Annotated in this window: 16 protein-coding genes; 13 read left to right on the top strand and 3 right to left on the bottom strand. The window is 35.7% G+C overall.

The window, feature by feature from the left end; genetic code table 11:
* Nucleotides 1-8: 8 nt before the first annotated feature.
* From LWE_RS10780 to LWE_RS10745, 8 genes are all read left to right on the top strand, one after another.
* Nucleotides 9-1,454 carry an aminotransferase-like domain-containing protein gene (locus LWE_RS10780; RefSeq protein WP_011702879.1) on the top strand — a complete coding sequence of 482 codons (1,446 nt, stop codon included), beginning with the start codon at nt 9-11 and terminating at the stop codon, nt 1,452-1,454.
* Nucleotides 1,455-1,633: 179 nt separating this feature from the next.
* Nucleotides 1,634-3,640, top strand: a complete 2,007-nt coding sequence (locus LWE_RS10775) for a BglG family transcription antiterminator (protein WP_011702878.1) — start codon at nt 1,634-1,636, stop codon at nt 3,638-3,640.
* Nucleotides 3,641-3,647: 7 nt separating this feature from the next.
* Nucleotides 3,648-4,115 carry a PTS sugar transporter subunit IIA gene (locus LWE_RS10770; protein ID WP_011702877.1) on the top strand — a complete coding sequence of 156 codons (468 nt, stop codon included), beginning with the start codon at nt 3,648-3,650 and terminating at the stop codon, nt 4,113-4,115.
* A 5-nt stretch (nt 4,116-4,120) separates the two neighbouring features.
* Entirely contained in the window at nt 4,121-4,396 is a 276-nt protein-coding gene (locus LWE_RS10765) for a PTS sugar transporter subunit IIB (protein WP_011702876.1), read from the top strand.
* 27 nt (nt 4,397-4,423) lie between these two features.
* Nucleotides 4,424-5,773, top strand: a complete 1,350-nt coding sequence (locus LWE_RS10760; RefSeq protein WP_011702875.1) for a PTS galactitol transporter subunit IIC — start codon at nt 4,424-4,426, stop codon at nt 5,771-5,773.
* Nucleotides 5,774-5,790: 17 nt separating this feature from the next.
* Entirely contained in the window at nt 5,791-6,723 is a 933-nt protein-coding gene (locus LWE_RS10755; protein ID WP_011702874.1) for a 1-phosphofructokinase, read from the top strand.
* 1 nt (nt 6,724) lies between these two features.
* Nucleotides 6,725-7,375 carry a class II aldolase/adducin family protein gene (locus LWE_RS10750; protein ID WP_011702873.1) on the top strand — a complete coding sequence of 217 codons (651 nt, stop codon included), beginning with the start codon at nt 6,725-6,727 and terminating at the stop codon, nt 7,373-7,375.
* 3 nt (nt 7,376-7,378) lie between these two features.
* Nucleotides 7,379-7,576, top strand: coding sequence for a hypothetical protein (locus LWE_RS10745; RefSeq protein WP_011702872.1), 198 nt, complete (start codon nt 7,379-7,381; stop codon nt 7,574-7,576).
* Nucleotides 7,577-7,619: 43 nt separating this feature from the next.
* Here the strand turns inward: LWE_RS10745 and betL are convergent, their stop codons facing one another.
* The 3 genes from betL to LWE_RS10730 form a co-directional block, all read right to left on the bottom strand.
* Complete coding sequence (gene betL, locus LWE_RS10740; RefSeq protein WP_011702871.1) at nt 7,620-9,143, bottom strand: BCCT family glycine betaine transporter BetL; 1,524 nt, start codon at nt 9,141-9,143, stop codon at nt 7,620-7,622.
* Nucleotides 9,144-9,300: 157 nt separating this feature from the next.
* Complete coding sequence (gene argH / locus LWE_RS10735) at nt 9,301-10,671, bottom strand: argininosuccinate lyase (protein ID WP_011702870.1); 1,371 nt, start codon at nt 10,669-10,671, stop codon at nt 9,301-9,303.
* A gap of 3 nt (nt 10,672-10,674) precedes the next feature.
* Nucleotides 10,675-11,889, bottom strand: coding sequence for an argininosuccinate synthase (locus LWE_RS10730; RefSeq protein WP_011702869.1), 1,215 nt, complete (start codon nt 11,887-11,889; stop codon nt 10,675-10,677).
* Nucleotides 11,890-12,104: 215 nt separating this feature from the next.
* Here LWE_RS10730 and LWE_RS10725 point away from each other — a divergent pair, with 215 nt between their 5' ends.
* The 5 genes from LWE_RS10725 to LWE_RS10705 all read left to right on the top strand — a co-directional run bounded on the left by LWE_RS10725 (nt 12,105) and on the right by LWE_RS10705 (nt 18,888).
* A complete protein-coding gene (locus LWE_RS10725) occupies nt 12,105-13,148 on the top strand; it encodes an alpha/beta hydrolase (protein WP_011702868.1) in 1,044 nt (347 codons plus the stop codon).
* Nucleotides 13,149-13,258: 110 nt separating this feature from the next.
* Complete coding sequence (fepR, locus tag LWE_RS10720; protein ID WP_011702867.1) at nt 13,259-13,843, top strand: efflux pump transcriptional regulator FepR; 585 nt, start codon at nt 13,259-13,261, stop codon at nt 13,841-13,843.
* Between the two features lie 15 nt (nt 13,844-13,858).
* Entirely contained in the window at nt 13,859-15,190 is a 1,332-nt protein-coding gene (gene fepA, locus LWE_RS10715) for a multidrug efflux MATE transporter FepA (RefSeq protein WP_011702866.1), read from the top strand.
* 614 nt (nt 15,191-15,804) lie between these two features.
* Complete coding sequence (locus tag LWE_RS10710) at nt 15,805-17,085, top strand: helix-turn-helix domain-containing protein (protein ID WP_011702865.1); 1,281 nt, start codon at nt 15,805-15,807, stop codon at nt 17,083-17,085.
* Nucleotides 17,086-17,178: 93 nt separating this feature from the next.
* A complete protein-coding gene (locus LWE_RS10705; RefSeq protein WP_011702864.1) occupies nt 17,179-18,888 on the top strand; it encodes a SpaA isopeptide-forming pilin-related protein in 1,710 nt (569 codons plus the stop codon).
* Nucleotides 18,889-18,938 lie beyond the last annotated feature (50 nt).

Here is an 18,938-nt window from a genome sequence, read left to right as displayed (position 1 = left end):
ATAAACCGATGTGGAAACTTAATGAAAAATCTAATTTACCAATTTATTTACAAATTGTAGATTTAATAGAAACGAAAATTATGAATGGGGAACTTTTACCAGAAGAAAAATTACCACCTGAAAGACAGTTAGCAGAAATATTTGGGGTGAACCGTTCGACGGTTGTGCGCGCACTTGATGAGCTAACGGCACGAGCGGTTATCATTCGCAAACAAGGTAGCGGAACAACGGTTAATGCAGAAAAATGGGGACTTTTTGCGGGACAGTCAACGAATTGGCGGCGCTATTTAACGCAAGGTGGTTTTACCCCGGCAGTTCCGTATATTCGGCAAGCAGGAGTCATGGAACGCGCCAATTCTGATCAAGTGATTGATGCTGCGACGGGGGAACTTCCTCTAGAAATGACGCCTAAACTTGAAACGCCCAGTCTATCATGGCAGTCTTTTATTGCTGAAGAACAGCTGGAGGATGAGGCTGGTTATAGGCCATTACGTGAAACGATTCAAAAACAAATGAAAAAGGCTTATGGTTTACAAACACGTCCCGAGCAAGTTTTCATTACATCTGGCGCCCAACAAGCTCTTTTTTTAATTACGCAATGTTTATTAAAACCTGGTGATGCAGTTGCAATTGAATCGCCTTCTTATTTTTATTCGCTCTCATTATTCCAATCAGCTGGTTTGCGGATTTTTGCTTTGCCAATGGATGAAGATGGTGTGATTATTTCTGAATTACGTGAGTTATATCATAAACATCGTGTAAAAATGGTTTTTGTTAACCCGACATTTCAAAATCCAACTGGAATCGTGATGAGTTTAAAACGTCGCAAAGAACTTGTGGACATTTGTGCTCACTTGAAAATTCCAATTGTAGAAGATGATCCTTTTTCTGAACTCGCAGCACTTGATGAAAAAATTCCAGCACCACTAAAACAATTGGATACAGATAATGTATTATACATTGGCTCGCTCTCGAAAATCATGGGATCAACTACCCGAATTGGCTGGTTAATTGGACCAACAGCGGTAATTGAACGACTCGCGCTCGCAAGACAAGAAATGGATTTTGGTTTAAGTATTTTTCCACAAGTACTGGCAAATAGTGTTTTAAATACGACCGGATATCACAGCCATTTAACACAATTATACCAAGTTTTAGAAAGACGAAGAGATGATTTAGTGGAAGCATTTGAAACTATATTACCGGGCGAACTAACGTATATTATTCCAAAAGGTGGTTTTCATTTATGGGTGAAGTTGCCTGTGAAATTTCGCTCCATTCGCGATTTTGATATTTTTTTAGCACATGATTTACTAGTGATGCCGGGATTTTTGTTTGGCGTAAAAGAAACTGTGATTCGTGTGACTTACACTCGATTAGAAAAACAAGAATCTTTAAAAGTAGCCAAAATAATAAAACAGATTTTAATAGAAAGAACGTGTGAGGAGGTTTAGTAAATGCCAACTCACACTTTTTTTATATTTCCCTCTAAATTCTTCTAATCTATAATAGAAAATAGCCCAAAAATATTACTCATCACAATAAATCTTTCTGCTAAAAGCGAAGTTGTGATGAATCAATGTTTTTATGTAAGGGTTATCATTTAGTATTAAAGTAAGGGAGGGGAAAGTAGATGGAACAGAATTGTAAGGAATTAATTACTTATCTGCTCTTGAATCGGCAAGTGAATCTTAGAAATGTTTCCAAGAATTTTAAAGTATCAAAAGAAGCAATCGGCGCACAGATTACACAAATAAACCATCTACTAAAGTCAGAACCAATTTTAATTGACCATGACATGATTTTTGTTACAGATGTATGTAGGGAAGCTTGTTACCGGCTTTTAACGGCAGAAGAACAACAACTGTTTTCATTTTATGAGGTAAATATTCGGCGCAAACTGATTATGATTAAATTATTACTACATAATCATTATATGTCTCTCGGCGCACTTGCGGACTATGTGTACGTAAGTAAAAATACGATGTTAACCGATGTGAAAAGCATTAAGGAAAACTTGCATGAATTTGAAATTCAACTAGATTACTCAAGAAAAGATGGCTATGCAGTTTCCGGTTCAGAATTTCTGATTCGCAACTTACTTGCAGAATTAATTCGTGAAGTTGTTCAAACTCCGTACGGGAAATTTGTCCTTGATGAAAAAAAGCTAATTACAGTGAGTGAGGTCTTTTTACTCAAGAAACGGCTCGAAAAGGTCGAAAGCAAGCTTCAAATTACGTTTACAGATGAGCAGATGGAAGAATTGCCCTATATTCTCCACGGAATAATTAAACGCTCTAAAGTAACAACAAAGAAATGGACATTTAAAATTGAACTATATGACATTAAAAACACCCGCGAATTCCCGATAATGAAAGAAATGTTTTGGGGTTACGATTTTTTAAGTGAAAATGATTTGCTTTATTTATCGTTACAAGTACTTGCTTCAAACCTAGTAGAGTCGGCGCTTCATTTCTCAGACAGTGAAGAAATCGCCTATGCCGTTGATGAGTTCATCGCTTTACTTGAAATGTATTTTGCGACAGAAATCATGAAGAAAAATGAATTTAAAGAAAAAGTGATTTTACATGTCAGACCAGCAATTTACCGAACGATTTTAGGATTTCAAATTAATAATCCACTTAAAAAGCAGTTTATCAAAGAGTACACCTCTACATTCAACATCGTAGAAAAAGCCTCTAAACCTTTTGAAAAATTGGTGGGTCATAAGTGGTCGGAGGAAGAAATCGTGTATCTTTCCATGATTGTTCTTGGATGGATGTACCAGATTGAGGAAACGGAACAGCCGATTTTCCGTGCAGTTGTCCTATGTAAAAGTGGTACATCCATTTCCAAGTTACTACTTGAAAACTTGAAAATGATGTTTCCAAATATCGATTTTCAGGGAGCTTATGCGGTGCGGCAATTAAAAACGGTTGCGCGGGATATTGATTTTATTTTTACGACTGTACCTGTCCAAAGCAGTGCCACCATTTTTGTCATTCCCTCGATATTAAGCAAAGACAGTCGACAAACAATAAGGGAACAAGTTGATAAAGCGATTGAAATGGACAGTCATAAAAAAACAAAAGAACTTCTTGCTATGCTAAAAGATGAAATCCCTGAAGAAAATATTCGATTAGTGCAGGCAAAAGTAGAATCATTTTTTAACAAAAAAGAGCAACCAGTAGAGAAAAAAGAACCAGAGCAAATGCGGATTACAGCGGAGCAAATTCATTTTTTAGAAACACCGCTTAAGTGGGAAAAGTTGGTTTCAGAAGCATTTTTACCATTGTTAAAACGAGGAACGGTGGATTCCGGTTATATTAATACTTGTGAAGAAATATTCTATCAAAACTATGAGCAAATGATGATCGGACCGAATATTTACTTACCACATGCTAAACCTGTGAATGGAGTAATAGAGCAAGATATTCAGTTGATGATAATAAAAACAGACACAAGAACACCAGCGAATGAAGCAGTTAAAATGATGATTGCACTCGCTCCATCTGAACAAAACAAGCATATACCATTATTACTAAAGTTGAACGAAATTTTCTTACAGCCAGAAATATTAGCGGAACTTCTCGCTTCTACTAACAAAAAGAAAATCGTTGAAATCCTTGAAAGGGGGTGAGCGTCACGTGGATTACCATGATTTGTTTCAAAAAGAGTTAACCCTGATAAATTCAAGTTATGAGAGTCAGGTGGAACTTTTTGAAAGTACTAGCAAGATTTTAGAAAAAGAGCAGTATGTAGAGGCGACTTTTAGAGAAGCGGTAACAAGTCGAGAAGCCATTTTTCCTACGGGACTCGAGATGAATGGCATCAAAATCGCAATTCCTCACACAGATACTATTTATGTCAAACGACCTTTTGTGCTTGTAAACAAACTTTCAACACCGATTCCTTTCATTCAAATGGGGACGACAGAAAAGTGGATTGATGTTGAGGTCATTTTCATGTTAGGAATAAAAAATCCCAAAGATCAAGTTCCACTGCTTTCAAGTATCATGGAGAAATTTATGGAAGCGGATTTTGTGGAACAAATAAAAGCAATGAATGATAGCTATACATTATATGATTTTCTAAAAAAACAATTTGGAGAGTGATTACAGTGAAAAAAGTGATCGTAGCATGTGGATCAGGAGTAGCAACAAGTCAAACAGTCGCATCAAAAGTAGAACGTATTTTAAAAGAAAAAGGCGTGCGTGCAACAGTGGAGGCAGTAGACATTAAATCACTAGAGCAGCATATTAAAACCAGTGATGTGTATGTGGCAATTACAAAAGCAAATAAAGAATTTGATATTCCAACATTAAATGGCATTGCGTTTTTAACTGGCATGGGCATGGAAGAAGAGACGGAAAAATTACTTAATGCCTTAAAATAAACAAGATAAAACAGGGAGCGTGAAAAAATGGAGTCATTACAATCAGTTATACAGTTTATTTTGAACCTTGGAGCTGCCGTTTTTGTTCCAGCTTTAATGATTATTATTGGGCTAATTGTAAGAATGAAAGTGAGAGATGCAGTAAGTGCGGGAATTATTTTAGGGGTAGCTTTCCTTGGAATGAATATTGTTATCGGCTTTATGATTGAAGCTTTAACGCCAGCCGCACAAGGCCTGGCAGAAAGAACCGGGATTGATTTAAGTATCTTAGATGGAGGATGGACCTCAATGGCAACACTTGCTTGGGCGTGGCCATTTGCCTTTCTGATGTTCCCATTACAACTTGGTATTAATGCGATTATGCTCATCATTAATAAAACAAAAACCTTGAATGTTGATTTATGGAATGTTTGGGGCAAAATTTTGACTGCTGTACTTATTATTGGGGTAACACAAAATGTTTATTTGGCATTTATCGTTGCCGGAATTCAGATTGTTACCGAACTTATTCTTTGTGATGCAAACCAACGACAAATTCAAGAACTTAATGGGATTCCTGGTGTAACAGTTTCCCACGGTATGATGATTTTCTGTATTTTCTTAATGCCGATTGACTGGTTACTTAAGAAAATTCCAGCACTGAGAAAAGACATGGATGCCAATGCATTAAAAGATAAAATTGGTATTTTTGCAGAAAACCATGTGATGGGCTTTATTATTGGTGGACTGCTAGGAATTGCTGCAGGTTATGATGTAGCGAAAACATTGATGCTGGCTATGCAAGCTGCTGCGGCATTAACACTTTTCCCAATGGTTGCTAAATTATTTATGCAAGCATTATCCCCATTATCTGATGGTATTTCTGAATTCATGAAACGTAAATTTAAAAACCGTGAATTATTCATTGGATTAGATTGGCCGATTTTAGCGGGATGTAGTGAAGTATGGGTGGCAATTGTTCTTATGGTTCCAGTAACACTGATTTTCGCGCTGATTTTACCTGGAAATGGCGTTTTACCATTTGCTGGCATATTAAATATTTCTTTATGTGCACCAGCGTTGATTGTAACAGGTGGGAACTTAATCCGCATGATTATTCTTGGAACGATTACAACACCTATTTTCTTATATGTTTCTACTTTCTTTGCCGGAACGATTACAGATTTAGCTCATTCAACAGGAGCAATTTCTTTAAAAGCTGGACAACAAATCACTTGGAGTACACTTGAGTATCCAGTGTTCCGTTATATTTTTGCAGAAGCAAGTCAGTTCACTATTTTGGGCTTTATTTTTGTCGCAATTTGGGTATTATTACTAGTATTTTATGTGAAGATGATGAAAAAACGGACTATTGAACTAGAAAAAGCTAGCTCTTAAGAAATAGGAGTGATGAGATGATTTACACGATAACTTTAAATCCAGCTATTGACCGATTACTTTTCATTCATGGAGAGTTAGAGAAAAGAAAGACGAATCGAGTGACAAAAACAGCATTTGATTGCGGAGGAAAGGGGCTTCATGTTTCAGGAGTGTTATCCAAGTTTGGAATTAAAAATGAAGCACTTGGAATTGCGGGATCAGACAATCTGGACCAACTATATGCCATTCTAAAAGAAAAACATATCAACCATGATTTCCTTGTAGAAGCTGGAACTTCCACAAGAGAATGCTTCGTCGTCTTAAGTGATGACACATTTGGCAGCACCATGATACCTGAAGCTGGTTTTACCGTAAGTCAGACCAACAAAGATAATCTTTTAAAACAAGTCGCTAAAAAAGTCAAAAAAGAGGATATGGTGGTGATTGCTGGATCTCCGCCTCCTCATTATACATTATCTGATTTTAAAGAACTACTAAGAACTGTAAAGGCAACAGGCGCGTTTCTTGGATGCGATAATTCTGGTGATTATTTAAACTTAGCCGTTAAAATGGGCGTCGATTTCATTAAACCGAATGAGGACGAAGTAATTGCCATTTTAGACGAAAAGAAGGCTTCACTGGAAGAAAATATCCGGAAATTAGCAGAAAACATTCCTTATCTAGTCGTTTCACTTGGAGCAAAAGGATCCATTTGCGCCCATAATGGCAAATTATATCAAGTTATTCCACCAAAAGTACATGAACGAAATGATACAGGAGCTGGCGATGTGTTTGTAGGCGCCTTTATGGCAGGGCTCGCAATGAATATGCCAATTACTGAAACTTTAAAAGTCGCAACAGGATGTTCAGCCAGCAAAGTGATGCAACAAGACAGTTCAAGTTTTGATTTAGAAGCTGCTGGAAAACTCAAGAATCAAGTAAGTATTATACAATTGGAGGAGAGATAAGATGTTATACCAAAAAGAACGTGAAGATTTAGCGAAAATAGTGAAGACGATGTTTGATCGCTTTGAAACGAATGCGGCGGGAGGTAATGTAAGTGTCCGCATGAATAGCGAACATATTATAATGACGCCTACACTTATGAGTCAAGCAAAACTATGTGATCTTTCCCCCTATGAAATTTTGGTAGTAGATAATAATAATGAAGTTGTGGAAGGGGACGGAAGAATTACGCGAGAAATTAATTTGCACCGTGCTTGCTATGTAGAGAACCCGAATATTGGTTGTGTCCTGCACGCACATCCAAAAGAATCCATGTTATTTGCAACACTTGGGATGGAATTGCCTAATTTAACCGAAGCAACCCAAAAATTGGGACGCATTCCAACGCTCAATTTTGCTCCAGCGACTAGCCCTGAGCTTGCTGAAATCGTTCGTAAACATGTTATTGAATTAGGTGAAAAAGCAGTGCCAAGTGCAAGCTTATTAAATAAACATGGGATTGTCGTTTTAGAAACAACCGTGCATAAAGCATACGATATGCTAGAGCGTATCGAATACAATGCGTATATTGCAGAAAAAGCGATGGTATTTGATGCTTTAGGTATTAAAAAATTAGCTCATGACCGTGAATTAAACTATAATTTGGAGGAGTAACTAATGGAAAAATTCCTTTTTAATGCAACCTTATTTGCCAGTGCTTTATTACTAATGGTCGGTATATTTAAAAGCTCTATTCCAATTACCGCTATATCACTTGTGTTAGCAGTCGTTTCCGAGCGCTTGTTTCGGAAAAAATATCCTAAAAAAACTCGTAGCTATCGTGAAATAATCGCGGCAAAGCAGAAAAAAGGATGAAAAAAGGGATGGAAATCTAATTTTAGATTTCCATCCCTTTTTATTATAGTTGTGAACGTTGTGATTTTTTCGGTCGTACAAATAATCCTAATTTTTCTCGTTCTCTCGTCAGTGAAATAAATAAGGAAACAATCATTAAAATAATAACAATTGAAAATGGGAAAGCCGCAATAATCGAAGCGTTTTGTAGAGCTGTAAGTCCACCAGCATAAAGTAAAACACTCGCAATTCCAGCTTGCAAAAGTCCCCAAGTGACTTTGACCGAATTTGGTGGGTTTAAAGAACCGCCTGTCGTTTGCATACCAAGCACAAATGTCGCAGAATCCGCAGAAGTGATAAAGAATACGGCAATTAAAATCATTGCAACAATCGATAAAACCATTCCAGCCGGAAATTCATTAAAGACCCCAAATAATACTTGTTCAGTTGCTAGTTTTGAAAGTCCTGAATTCCCATGTTGTTCCACAAAAATTGCAGAGCCGCCAAATACCGCAAACCAAAACACACTTACTAGAGCAGGTAAAACGATAACTCCTAGTAAAAACTGCCGGATTGTTCTGCCGCGGGAAATACGTGCAATAAATATCCCAACAAATGGCGACCAAGAAAGCCACCAAGCCCAGTAAAAAATAGTCCAGGAATCAATCCATTTTCTAGCATCAGGAGCATCAGGTGCTGTTTGGAAACTCATCTGTATAATATTTTGCAAGTAATCCCCAAAGGAATTCGTAAAATTATTCATAATGAAGAGAGTCGGTCCAAGAATAAGTGTAAGAACCAGTAAAACACCAGCAACATATATATTTACATTACTTAAAAGCTGAATCCCTTTATCAAGTCCTGACATTGCGGATAGCATGAATAAAATAGTAACAATAACAATTATAGTAAATTGAATCCCAAAGTTATTTGGAACGCCGAATAAGTAAGTTAGCCCACCATTAATCTGTTGAGCACCAAGGCCAAGAGTTGTAGCAACTCCAATAACCGTTGCAAAAACAGCAATAATATCAATCAACTGACCAAGAGGACCCTTTGAATATTTTCCTAAAATTGGATATAGCGTAGCGCTTATTAAACCAGGCGCATTTTTCCTGAATTTAAAGTAAGCTAAGGCTAAAGCCACAATCGCATAAATGGACCAAGCAGATATCCCCCAATGGAAGAATGAATAACGAAGCGCATCTTTCATAGCAGCTTGCGTACCAACTTCACCACCAGGCGCTTGAACAGCATAGTGAGATAATGGCTCGGCAGCACCCCAGAAAACAAGTCCGATTCCCATTCCTGCGCTGAATAACATCGCGAACCATGATTTATTACTATAACCTGGTTTTTCCCCGGGCTTTCCAAGACGAATCGAACCAATTGGGCTTAAAACTAAGAATAAACAAAAGATAATAATAATCGCAACCACAAATAAATAGTACCAACCAAAATTACTTGTTAGAAATTGTTGAATGTTTGTTGTGAAATTCTCAAATTGTTTTGGTAAAAAAGCACCAAATAAAACAGCTAGCAGAACTAATAGTCCCGAACCCCAAAAAACAGTTGTTAATTTTTTCAATACATCACTTCCCTTTATTTTCTCTGTATGTATTTCCCCTATCTAGCAAAAAGGTAACATCTTTTTTATATTAACAAAAAAAACAGTGGTTTGACAATCCGTGTTGATCCCTCGGAAAAAATAAAAACTGGAACACTCATAAGCGCTCCAGCTCGTATTATAATGATTTTTTCGCATTAGCGAGTGCCACTTTAATTTGGTCAAAACCTGTTCCACCATATGAATTTCTCTTCTGAACAGCTGTTTTAGAAGAAAGAACATCGTAAATATCCTTTTCAATAAGCGGATTTATTTCTTGATAACGACTAAAAGGAACATCTTGCAAATAAATTCCATTTTGCGTACATTCAAGTACTAATTTACCAACAATTTCATGCGCTTCTCTAAAAGGAACCCCTTTTTTCGCTAAATAATCCGCTAATTCTGTAGCATTCGAAAAATCTTTTTGAGTAGATTCTTCCATAATTTCCTCATTGACCTTCATCGTTTCAATCATTCCCGCAAATATATCTAAGCTTGTTTGAACCGTCTCAACCGTATCAAACATACCTTCTTTATCTTCTTGCAAGTCTTTATTATAAGCTAGCGGTAACCCTTTCAAAACCGTTAACATACCGAAAAGATTTCCATACACTCGGCCTGTTTTCCCGCGGATTAATTCAGCCATATCTGGATTTTTCTTTTGCGGCATAATCGAACTACCCGTTGAAAAAGCATCCGTTAACTCAACAAATTGAAATTCATGACTTGTCCAAAGTATCAGTTCTTCACAAAAACGCGATAAATGCATCATTAAAATTGAACTATTACTAAGAAATTCAATAATAAAATCACGATCACTCACGCCATCCAAACTATTTTCATAAATAGCAGAAAAGCCAAGTAGTTCTGCACTATAAGCCCGGTCAATTGGAAAAGTCGTCCCAGCTAGCGCGGCAGAACCGAGAGGGGAAATATCAATCCGCTTGACACTCTCTTCTAAACGCTCTAAATCTCTTGTAAACATCCCAAAATAAGCAAGCAAATGATGAGCAAAAGATATAGGTTGGGCGTGTTGTAAGTGTGTATAGCCTGGCATAATTGTTTCAACATGGAATCCGGCTTTTTGCACAAGTACCTCCCGTAAATGTTTTAACGAGTGGATAATATCTGCAACGGCTTGTTTTAAATATAAATGCATATCTGTCGCAACTTGGTCATTTCGACTACGTGCTGTATGAAGTTTCCCAGCGATAGGACCAATTTCCGTGTATAACAATGTTTCAATATTTAAATGAATATCTTCGTTTGCGGTACTGAATTCAAGTTCACCAAGCGCTAATTTTTCTTGCATAATTTTTAAACCAGCCGTAATTTCAGCTGCCTCAGCATCAGAAATAATACCACATTTGCCAAGCATTGCGACATGCGCCAAACTTCCCGTCAAATCTTCTTTTGCCATTTTTTGATCGAAAGAAATTGAAGCGCCAAAGTCATCAATCCACGCTTCACTTTTTCCTTGAAAACGGCCACCCCATAATTTTTCCATTTTTTACACCTCGGTTGTTATTGTAACTTTTGAATTGACTTCTGCGCTTACTTTAGTTGGTAAACCCCAAAGCTTGATGAAACCAACTGCTGCATCTTGATCGAATGTATCCGAGGATGTATAAGTCGCTAAGTTTTCATCATAAAGCGAATTAGGCGATTTTCTTCCTTCAACAATGGCATGGCCTTTAAATAGTTTGACCCGAATCGTTCCATTAACAAATTTTTGTGTAGATTTCAAGAAAGCAACCAAAGCTTCCGTTAAAGGTGAGAACCATAAGCCATTATAAATTGTTTCACTGATTTTTTGTTCGATGATTGGTTTGAAATGAGCGACTTCGCGAACGAAAGTTAAATCTTCTAGTTCTTTATGAGCCTTGATTAAGGTGACTGCAGCCGGACATTCATATACTTCACGTGATTTAATACCAACTAAACGATTTTCGATATGGTCGATTCTACCAACGCCATGTTTTCCAGCAATTTCATTTAATGTAAGAATTAAATTAGCTAGACTCATATTTTCTCCATTAAGAGAAATAGGAATACCAGCATCAAAAGTAATTTCAACAATATCTGCAGTATCTGGTGCATCTTCTAAGCTAACTGTTAAATCATAAGCAGCTTCTGGCGGTGTTGTCCATGGGTTTTCAAGAACACCACATTCATTACTTCTGCCCCAAAGATTTTGGTCAATCGAGAATGGATTATCTAAATCAATTGGAACAGGGATGTTATGTTCTTTGGCGTAATTGATTTCTTCTTCTCTGGACCATTTCCAATCACGAACAGGAGAGATGACTTTTAAATCAGGTGCAAGCGCATGAATCGCTACTTCAAAACGAACCTGGTCATTGCCTTTACCAGTACAACCATGAGCAATGGCAGAAGCGCCTTCTTGACGAGCAACTTCCACTAATTTTTTGGCGATTAAAGGACGACTTAAAGCAGAAATAAGTGGATATTTTCCTTCATAATAAGCATGAGCTTGCAAAGCGATTAAAGCAAAGTCTTCGGCAAATTCTTCTTTGGCATCGATTGTATAGGATTCACTTGCCCCAACCGTGATGGCTTTTTCTTTAATAAAATCCAAATTTTTTCCTTCTCCAACATCTAAACAACAAGCGATAACTTCATATCCTGATTCTACTAACCACTGGATTGCAACAGAAGTATCTAACCCACCAGAGTATGCTAATACGATTTTTTCTTTTGTCATTGAAAACATCCCCTATTCATAAATATACAATTAATTGTATTTATATTAACATCTAACATATTATATATCAACCTTTTTATTTTAAATTATTCAGTATTATGTTTAAAAATACATTTTTATATAAAAAATATCTATTCCAAATAGTAATAAATTGGTTCCTGTTCCTAAAACTGCTATACTTAATATTGAAGTTATATTGAAGGAGTTGAGCGAACATGAAAAATACAATAAAATGGATTGGCATTGGTTTTGCTGGGATTATTCTACTTCCATTATTAATCGTTTTCTTTATTTACAAAAAAGCGGTAGGAAAAAAAGAATATAATCCTGAGGTACTAGAAAATTTGGATGAAGCCTCACAAGAATTTGTGAAAAACACTTCTCCATTATCCGATGTAGATTCGCGATATAAATATATGAGACTTGCAACAAAAGCCTTGCCATCTGCAAAAGATATCGAAATTGGCGATGTTGAAAACAAAAAAATTGATGGTCCAGCTGGTAAAATTCCAATTCGAATTTATACACCAAAAGAAGATGGACCTTTTGAAATTATCGTTTACTATCATGGTGGCGGCTTTGTTTTAGGGGGCTTGCAAACACATGATGCAATTGCAAGAAAACTTGTTCAAACAACAGGTGCACGTGTAGTTACAGTGGACTACCGACTTGCTCCAGAGAATCCTTTCCCAGCTGCTGTGGAAGATGCTTATGCGGCGTTATTATGGGTACAAAATCATCGGACGAGCTTACGAGCTAAATCCGCTGATATTATTGTGGCAGGAGATAGCGTAGGTGGTAATTTAGCGACTGTTGTTACACAAATCGCTAAAGCAAAAGGAAAACCAAATATCACAGCTCAAATCCTACTTTATCCAGTTACAGATATTTTCAGCCGTGATGCATCGGTTTTATATCCGTCTATGGATGAATTTGCAGAAGGATATGTACTAACGAAAGAATCCTTAGATAAATTCTTTAAACTATATATCGCGAATGCAAATGATCGTAAATATGATCCATTAATAGCCCCAATTCGGAGCAAAGATTTAGTTGGATTACCAAAAACATTTATTGCAACAGCTGAATTTGATCCAATTAGAGATCAAGGGGAAGCCTATGCGAAGAAATTAAAAGATGCCGGAGTAGAAGTATTTGCCAAACGTTTTGAAAAAGTTCCTCATGGCTTTATGACTACAAATTCAGAAGCTACAGATGAAATGTATGAACTGATTAGCGAGTTCTTAGAAGAAAAGTAAAATATAGCGTCCACTCTTTCATTAGAGTGGATTTTTTTATTGACAAAGAATATTATTTATGAGAAAATCACTTACGAACGGTCGTCAGTTTTTGTAAAAGGAGTGAAGAGATGAGAAAAGAAGAAATCAAACAAGCTGCATTAACACTTTTTGCAAATAATGGATTTGAAGGAACCTCACTTGCTGATATTGCAGGGATGGTTGGGCTAAAGAAACAATCACTCTATTCCCATTTTAAGGATAAAGATGACTTGTTTTTATCAATTATGAAAGATGCGAAATCGACTGAAATAGATTACTATAGAGCAAAACTTCGTGATAGTGACTTATCTAGACCAGATCTTGTTTTATCTAGTTTACTTTTTGGTGTTAAAGAATTATATGATACAGATGAGGCGTATCAATTCTGGTTACGCTATGGTTTTTACCCGCCGAAACATTTATATGATATTGTTCAAGCTTATATTACCGAAAATGTACAACAAATGGAACAAGATTTTACGGCTTTATTTGCAGATTGGATAGAACAAAAACTTATTCCAAATCAAGACGTGGAAACGATGAAAGAAGCTTACATGGGAATTCTTGATGCTGTCATTGTGGATATTGTTTATGTAAACGACCCAGCTAGAACAGACAAAAAAATCACAGCTTTATGGCAAGTTTTCTGGAGAGGAATTACGCTAAAAGCTTAAATTTAGAGGTGTAGCATGGCAAAAAATATAGAAATTTTAGAAACAGATTCTGTAAAAAAGATATATTTTAGATATTTAATTCCTTCTTTAGTGGGAATGTTATTAATGTCTTTGAATATTGTGATTGATGGGATTTTTGTTGGTCATAAGCTTGGCGGAGTAGCGCTTGCTGGGATAAATATAGCTGTACCAGTATTTACTATTTTTACAGCGATTTCCATTTGGATTGGTATTGGTGCTGCGACTCAGTTTTCTTTTGCAATTGGGGAAAAGAATGTGGCAAAAGCACAAACGATTTTTACAAATGCCATTCTTGCAGTCATTTCGATTACGATTATTATTGGTGTTATTGCATTTATCTTTAAAGTCCCGTTAGCTTATTTTTTAGGTGCCAATGATGAAACGATTGGTTATGTACTTGAATATATGAATATCCTACTAGTTTTCGGATTCGCGCTTACACTTGAAAATATTTTAAGTATTTTTGTCCGTAATGATGGCGATCCTAATTTATCAATGATTGCACTTATTGTAACAGCAATCAGTAATGTTATTTTGAATTATTTATTCTTATTTGTATTTGAATGGGGCGTAACAGGTTCAGCGCTTGCAACGATGATTGCTATTATTGTTGGTGTATGCATCTTGATTACGCACTTCTTCAAAAAAACGAGTCGCTTGAAATTTGTTAAATTGGACTGGAATAAAGCCTTTTTCAAAAAGACATTGGCGATTGGGTTGCCTAGCTTTTTAGCAGAAGTTGGGGTATCGGTATTTACGCTTGGTTATAATATCTCGATTGCTGCGATTGCTGGAACGGCTGGTGTTGCGGCGTTCTCAGTTCTGAATTATACGCATAGTGTTATTTTGATGCTATTCCTTGGTATGGGTTCTGCGATTCAGCCGCTTATTAGTTATTATCGAGGTGCAAAAGCCAGACAAAAAGAACTTGAAACGTTGAAAATTGCGATCATAGTTGCTTTTAGTACAGGTGTTGGCTTTTTACTAGTTGGTTTCTTTGGATCTAATTTACTTGTTTCGATGTTTGGAAACTTTAGTCCGGAAATTAGAGATTTAGCAAGCAATGGAATTAAATTATTCTATACTGCATACTTATTTATGGGCTTTAACTTTGTTATGATGACGTATTTCCAAACATCTGATAAGGTGAAAATGGCTACATGGATTACTATTTCACGAGAGATTATTTTTATGGTGATTTTCTTGTTAATTTTACCTCCAATCATTGGTATTCCAGGCGTATGGTTAGCTATTCCTATTTCAGAAATGATCGTAGCGGGATCCATTATTTTCTATATGAAGAAAAAACACATATTATTTAAATAGTAAAAAGCGGAGATATATTTTATCTTCGCTTTTTTTGGTAAATTAAGTCCGAAATTATATATAAAAGTGTGAAAAATGTTTATTGTTTCCTTTTTCTAAGTTTATTGAATTTAAGTGTTAAAATAGAGTTCTGCGTTCTTATTTTACGTAGATAAAAACCTTTCAAGTGGGAATGAATGGTTTTTATGAATAGAAAGAGTGAGGCAAGTCTCAATAGACCTTGCCTTTTTTGGTGTAAGTTGGAATATTTTTATAAGCGCTATAAGGACAAATATGGCGAATTAGTGAAGAGGAATAGCTCCTTGAAAAAACGGTTTTAATGAGCAAAAAAAGAATTAATTGAAATTTTCAAGATGTGATAAGTGTATTAGTAATACGTAGTAAACTTCTTTAAAGCATTCAAAGAGTAGAGAAGTGCTTAAAGAATGTTTGACTAAAAAGCGATTAGATTTAAAAAAAGCTGATCATTTAACCCGATCAATGAGTAAAAAAATATTTCTGAATTTCAAAATGCAAGCACTATTAACGCTAAAATTCCCTTTAAAAAGCAGTTGTTTTCACCCATCAAATGTTTATAATTAAAAGAAAACTATGGATAGTATGGCGGTGACATCATGAATTTAATTGGATTAAGGATTAGAAATCTCCGTAAACAGAAAGGGATGACTTTAAAAGATGTATCTCATGGAATTGTTTCTATCCCCTATTTAGCCAATATAGAAAATGGCGTGAAAACTGCTTCTATAGAAACATTAATGCATTTAGCACGCCGATTAGAAGTACCTGAAGAAACACTTTTAGTGAATGAAGAAGAAACCAATCAGGTAATACTAGAAGAATTTCAAGCGATTTTTAAATTAATTGTGTTTTCCAATACGGAAAATGTAGAAACTAAGCTAAACGCATTTGCTGATAATATAAATTTACTTCAACAATCTCCAGCTACAGAGTTAGGATTTTATAGTTTACAAGCGTGTTATTATTATAAAATTTGGGAATTTTCTAAAGCAGAAGAAATAGAAATTAAATATTTAACTAATAATGAAAAACGAATCCAAGAAAATTTTCCATCTTATTTATTAAATTATTATTATTACAGTCAAGCCGTGAAACATTTGTCTGTTACTTGTGATTATGACCTTGCAGAGACATATTGGGAAAAATGTATTGAAACTTCAAATGATAATACTCTTCAGGCAGTTTTTCATATTAATATGTGTATTTGTTTCATTTGCCAAGGCGCATATGAGTCAGCGTTAAAACACATAAAAAAAAGTTGGATTTTAGCGAAAAATTTCTCGAATGAAGAATATGAGTTTAAAGGAACGTTACTGTATTTTTTTGGATATGTTTATTACCAAATTGGCTTTTTAACAGAATCAAAAAAACGTTTTAAACAGGCCATCGAACTTTTTTCAGTATATCCTAAATTCAAAAGCAGATTTTATTTCCTTATTCGTTTTAGATTGGCAGAAATTGAAAAATCAGAAGGTAATGAGGCGACATTTAATGAGGATATCGCTACACTTTACAACGAAATAATTCGCTACAAAAAAATTAATTCTACTTTTGATAATAATGTTTATCTGGTAATCACAGAATTGATGGTTATTTTTGCAGAAAACGGTTTTGTAGAACAAGCAACAGCTTTAAAAGAGATTATGTCTGAAGTGAGGGAACGAGTAATCGAACTAGATTATTTTATTGAATATACGGAAACCTTGCTTTTATATCATCAAAATCAACAAGCATCCTATGAAAAAAATATGATGGATTTTCTTAAACGAATTGATGAATCTAATGATCCCATTTTAATCAATCGAGTAAAAAAACATGCAAGTACGCATTTTGCTAAAGAAACTAAATACAAAATGGCCTATCTTATTTTGTCATAAAAATTAAAACAGAAAGTTCTAGAGCTTTCTGTTTTCATTTGTTTATTTTAGGGTAATATATGTTACTAGGTTCTGAAAAAGGGAGGCAACAGCATGAAAAGGAAAGTTATAAACAGTTTATTATTTCTGTTAGTGCTACTAATTATTGGAAGTATTTCAGAAAAAGTGCAAGCTTCTCCATTAACTTCAAATGGCTGGCAACTAAAATGGGCCATTAAAAATAATGATTTTGAAGATGTTAATATTGAGGAATACGGGCACAATGCTGGAACTACTAATGTGTGGATGGTTAATCAAGATGGGGTAGATGCATGGGGAACAACTAACCCTTCTGGAAATATAGAAGTATGGCAAAATGGAAACGGCTATAATATTCCTGCTTTTTCTGGAAATAATTTTATCGAATTAAATTCAGATGGAATTGGTCCTGTTTATCAAGATATTCGAACAATTCCTGGTTCAAATTTAACTTGGAAATTTTCACACCGAGGTCGTAATGGAACAGATACAGCTGGTTTACTTATTGGAACACCAGAAAGTCAAACGGAAGTGACAAGAGTTTCTGATGGAGAGACATGGGGAACTTATGAAGGGAATTATACTGTTCCTGAAGGGCAAACAATTACTCGTCTAACTTTTGATCCAATTTCAACGGCAAACGGTTCACTTACGAGTGGGAATTTTGTGGATAATGTTGAATTATATATAAATATTACTGGTGCCAAAATTGGCGATGTCGTTTGGTACGATTATAATGGGGATGGTATTCAGCAAGATAATGAAGATCCAGCTCCTGGTGTAAAAGTAGAGTTACTAGATATGGATGGTGTAGTAAAGAAAAGCACCACCACTAATAATATCGGATCTTATTTATTTGAAGATGTTTTGCCTGGTGAACATCAAGTGAAATTTACTTTACCAGATGATCGTTTTATTTTTTCGAAAAGTAACCAAGGCGACAACACGGAAATTAACTCCAAACCAGATAAAACTGGGATTGCTACCGTCAATGTTCCCAATTTGAAAAGCGAGAATTTTGATGTGGATGCAGGGATAACGACAAATGGAAAAGTAGAAATTCAAAAACTTTCTGGAGATAAAGCGCTTAGTGGAGCAGTTTATTCAATTAAAGATAGTTCTGCTTCAGAAGTAGCTAAAATAACGACAGATAATCTTGGTAAAGGGTCAGCAGAAGGTTTACCACCAGGAAATTATACTGCGACAGAAGTGACTGCGCCTACTGGTTATGTGAAAAATACAACCCCCAAAAACTTTGCAATCACATATGGCGATACAAATCCTGTTAACCTTGTTTTTCAAAATACAGAAAAAACAGGAGCAATAAAGATTTTTAAGCAGGATGAACAAACTAAAAAAGGTTTAGCAAGCGCGGTCTTTAGTGTTAAAGCAGCAGATGGAACGACCGTAAAAAAAGCAACGACAGATAAAGAGGGCTATGCGCTCATAGAAAGCTTGCTTCCAGGAACGTATCTTATCACAGAAGAAGAAGCGCCACCGGGTTATTCAAAATCTGATAAAGAAATTCGCGTAACCATACCATTTAATCCACAAGAAGTTGTGAATGTTACTTTTAGTGATGAAAAAATAAAAGTAACACCAAAACCGACACCGACACCAACTCCACCTGCAACAGCTGGAGATACACCAGTAAAAGTGACTGAAACAGCAACAAAAGCAACTGTTTTACCACAAACTGGTGACAACTCAGATACTGCTTCCATTTTCTTAGGAATGCTTGTTGTAGCAACAGGTGGCATAGTGATTTTTAGAAAAAATTGGTAAGACGAAAAAAGGCGTTTAGGTTAGTTTTTAACCTAGACGCCTTTTTAATT

Source organism: Listeria welshimeri serovar 6b str. SLCC5334 (assembly GCF_000060285.1).
Lineage (GTDB): Bacteria > Bacillota > Bacilli > Lactobacillales > Listeriaceae > Listeria > Listeria welshimeri.
The sequence above is the reverse complement of the archived record's forward strand: the minus strand, read 5'-3'. Positions and strand labels throughout refer to the sequence as shown.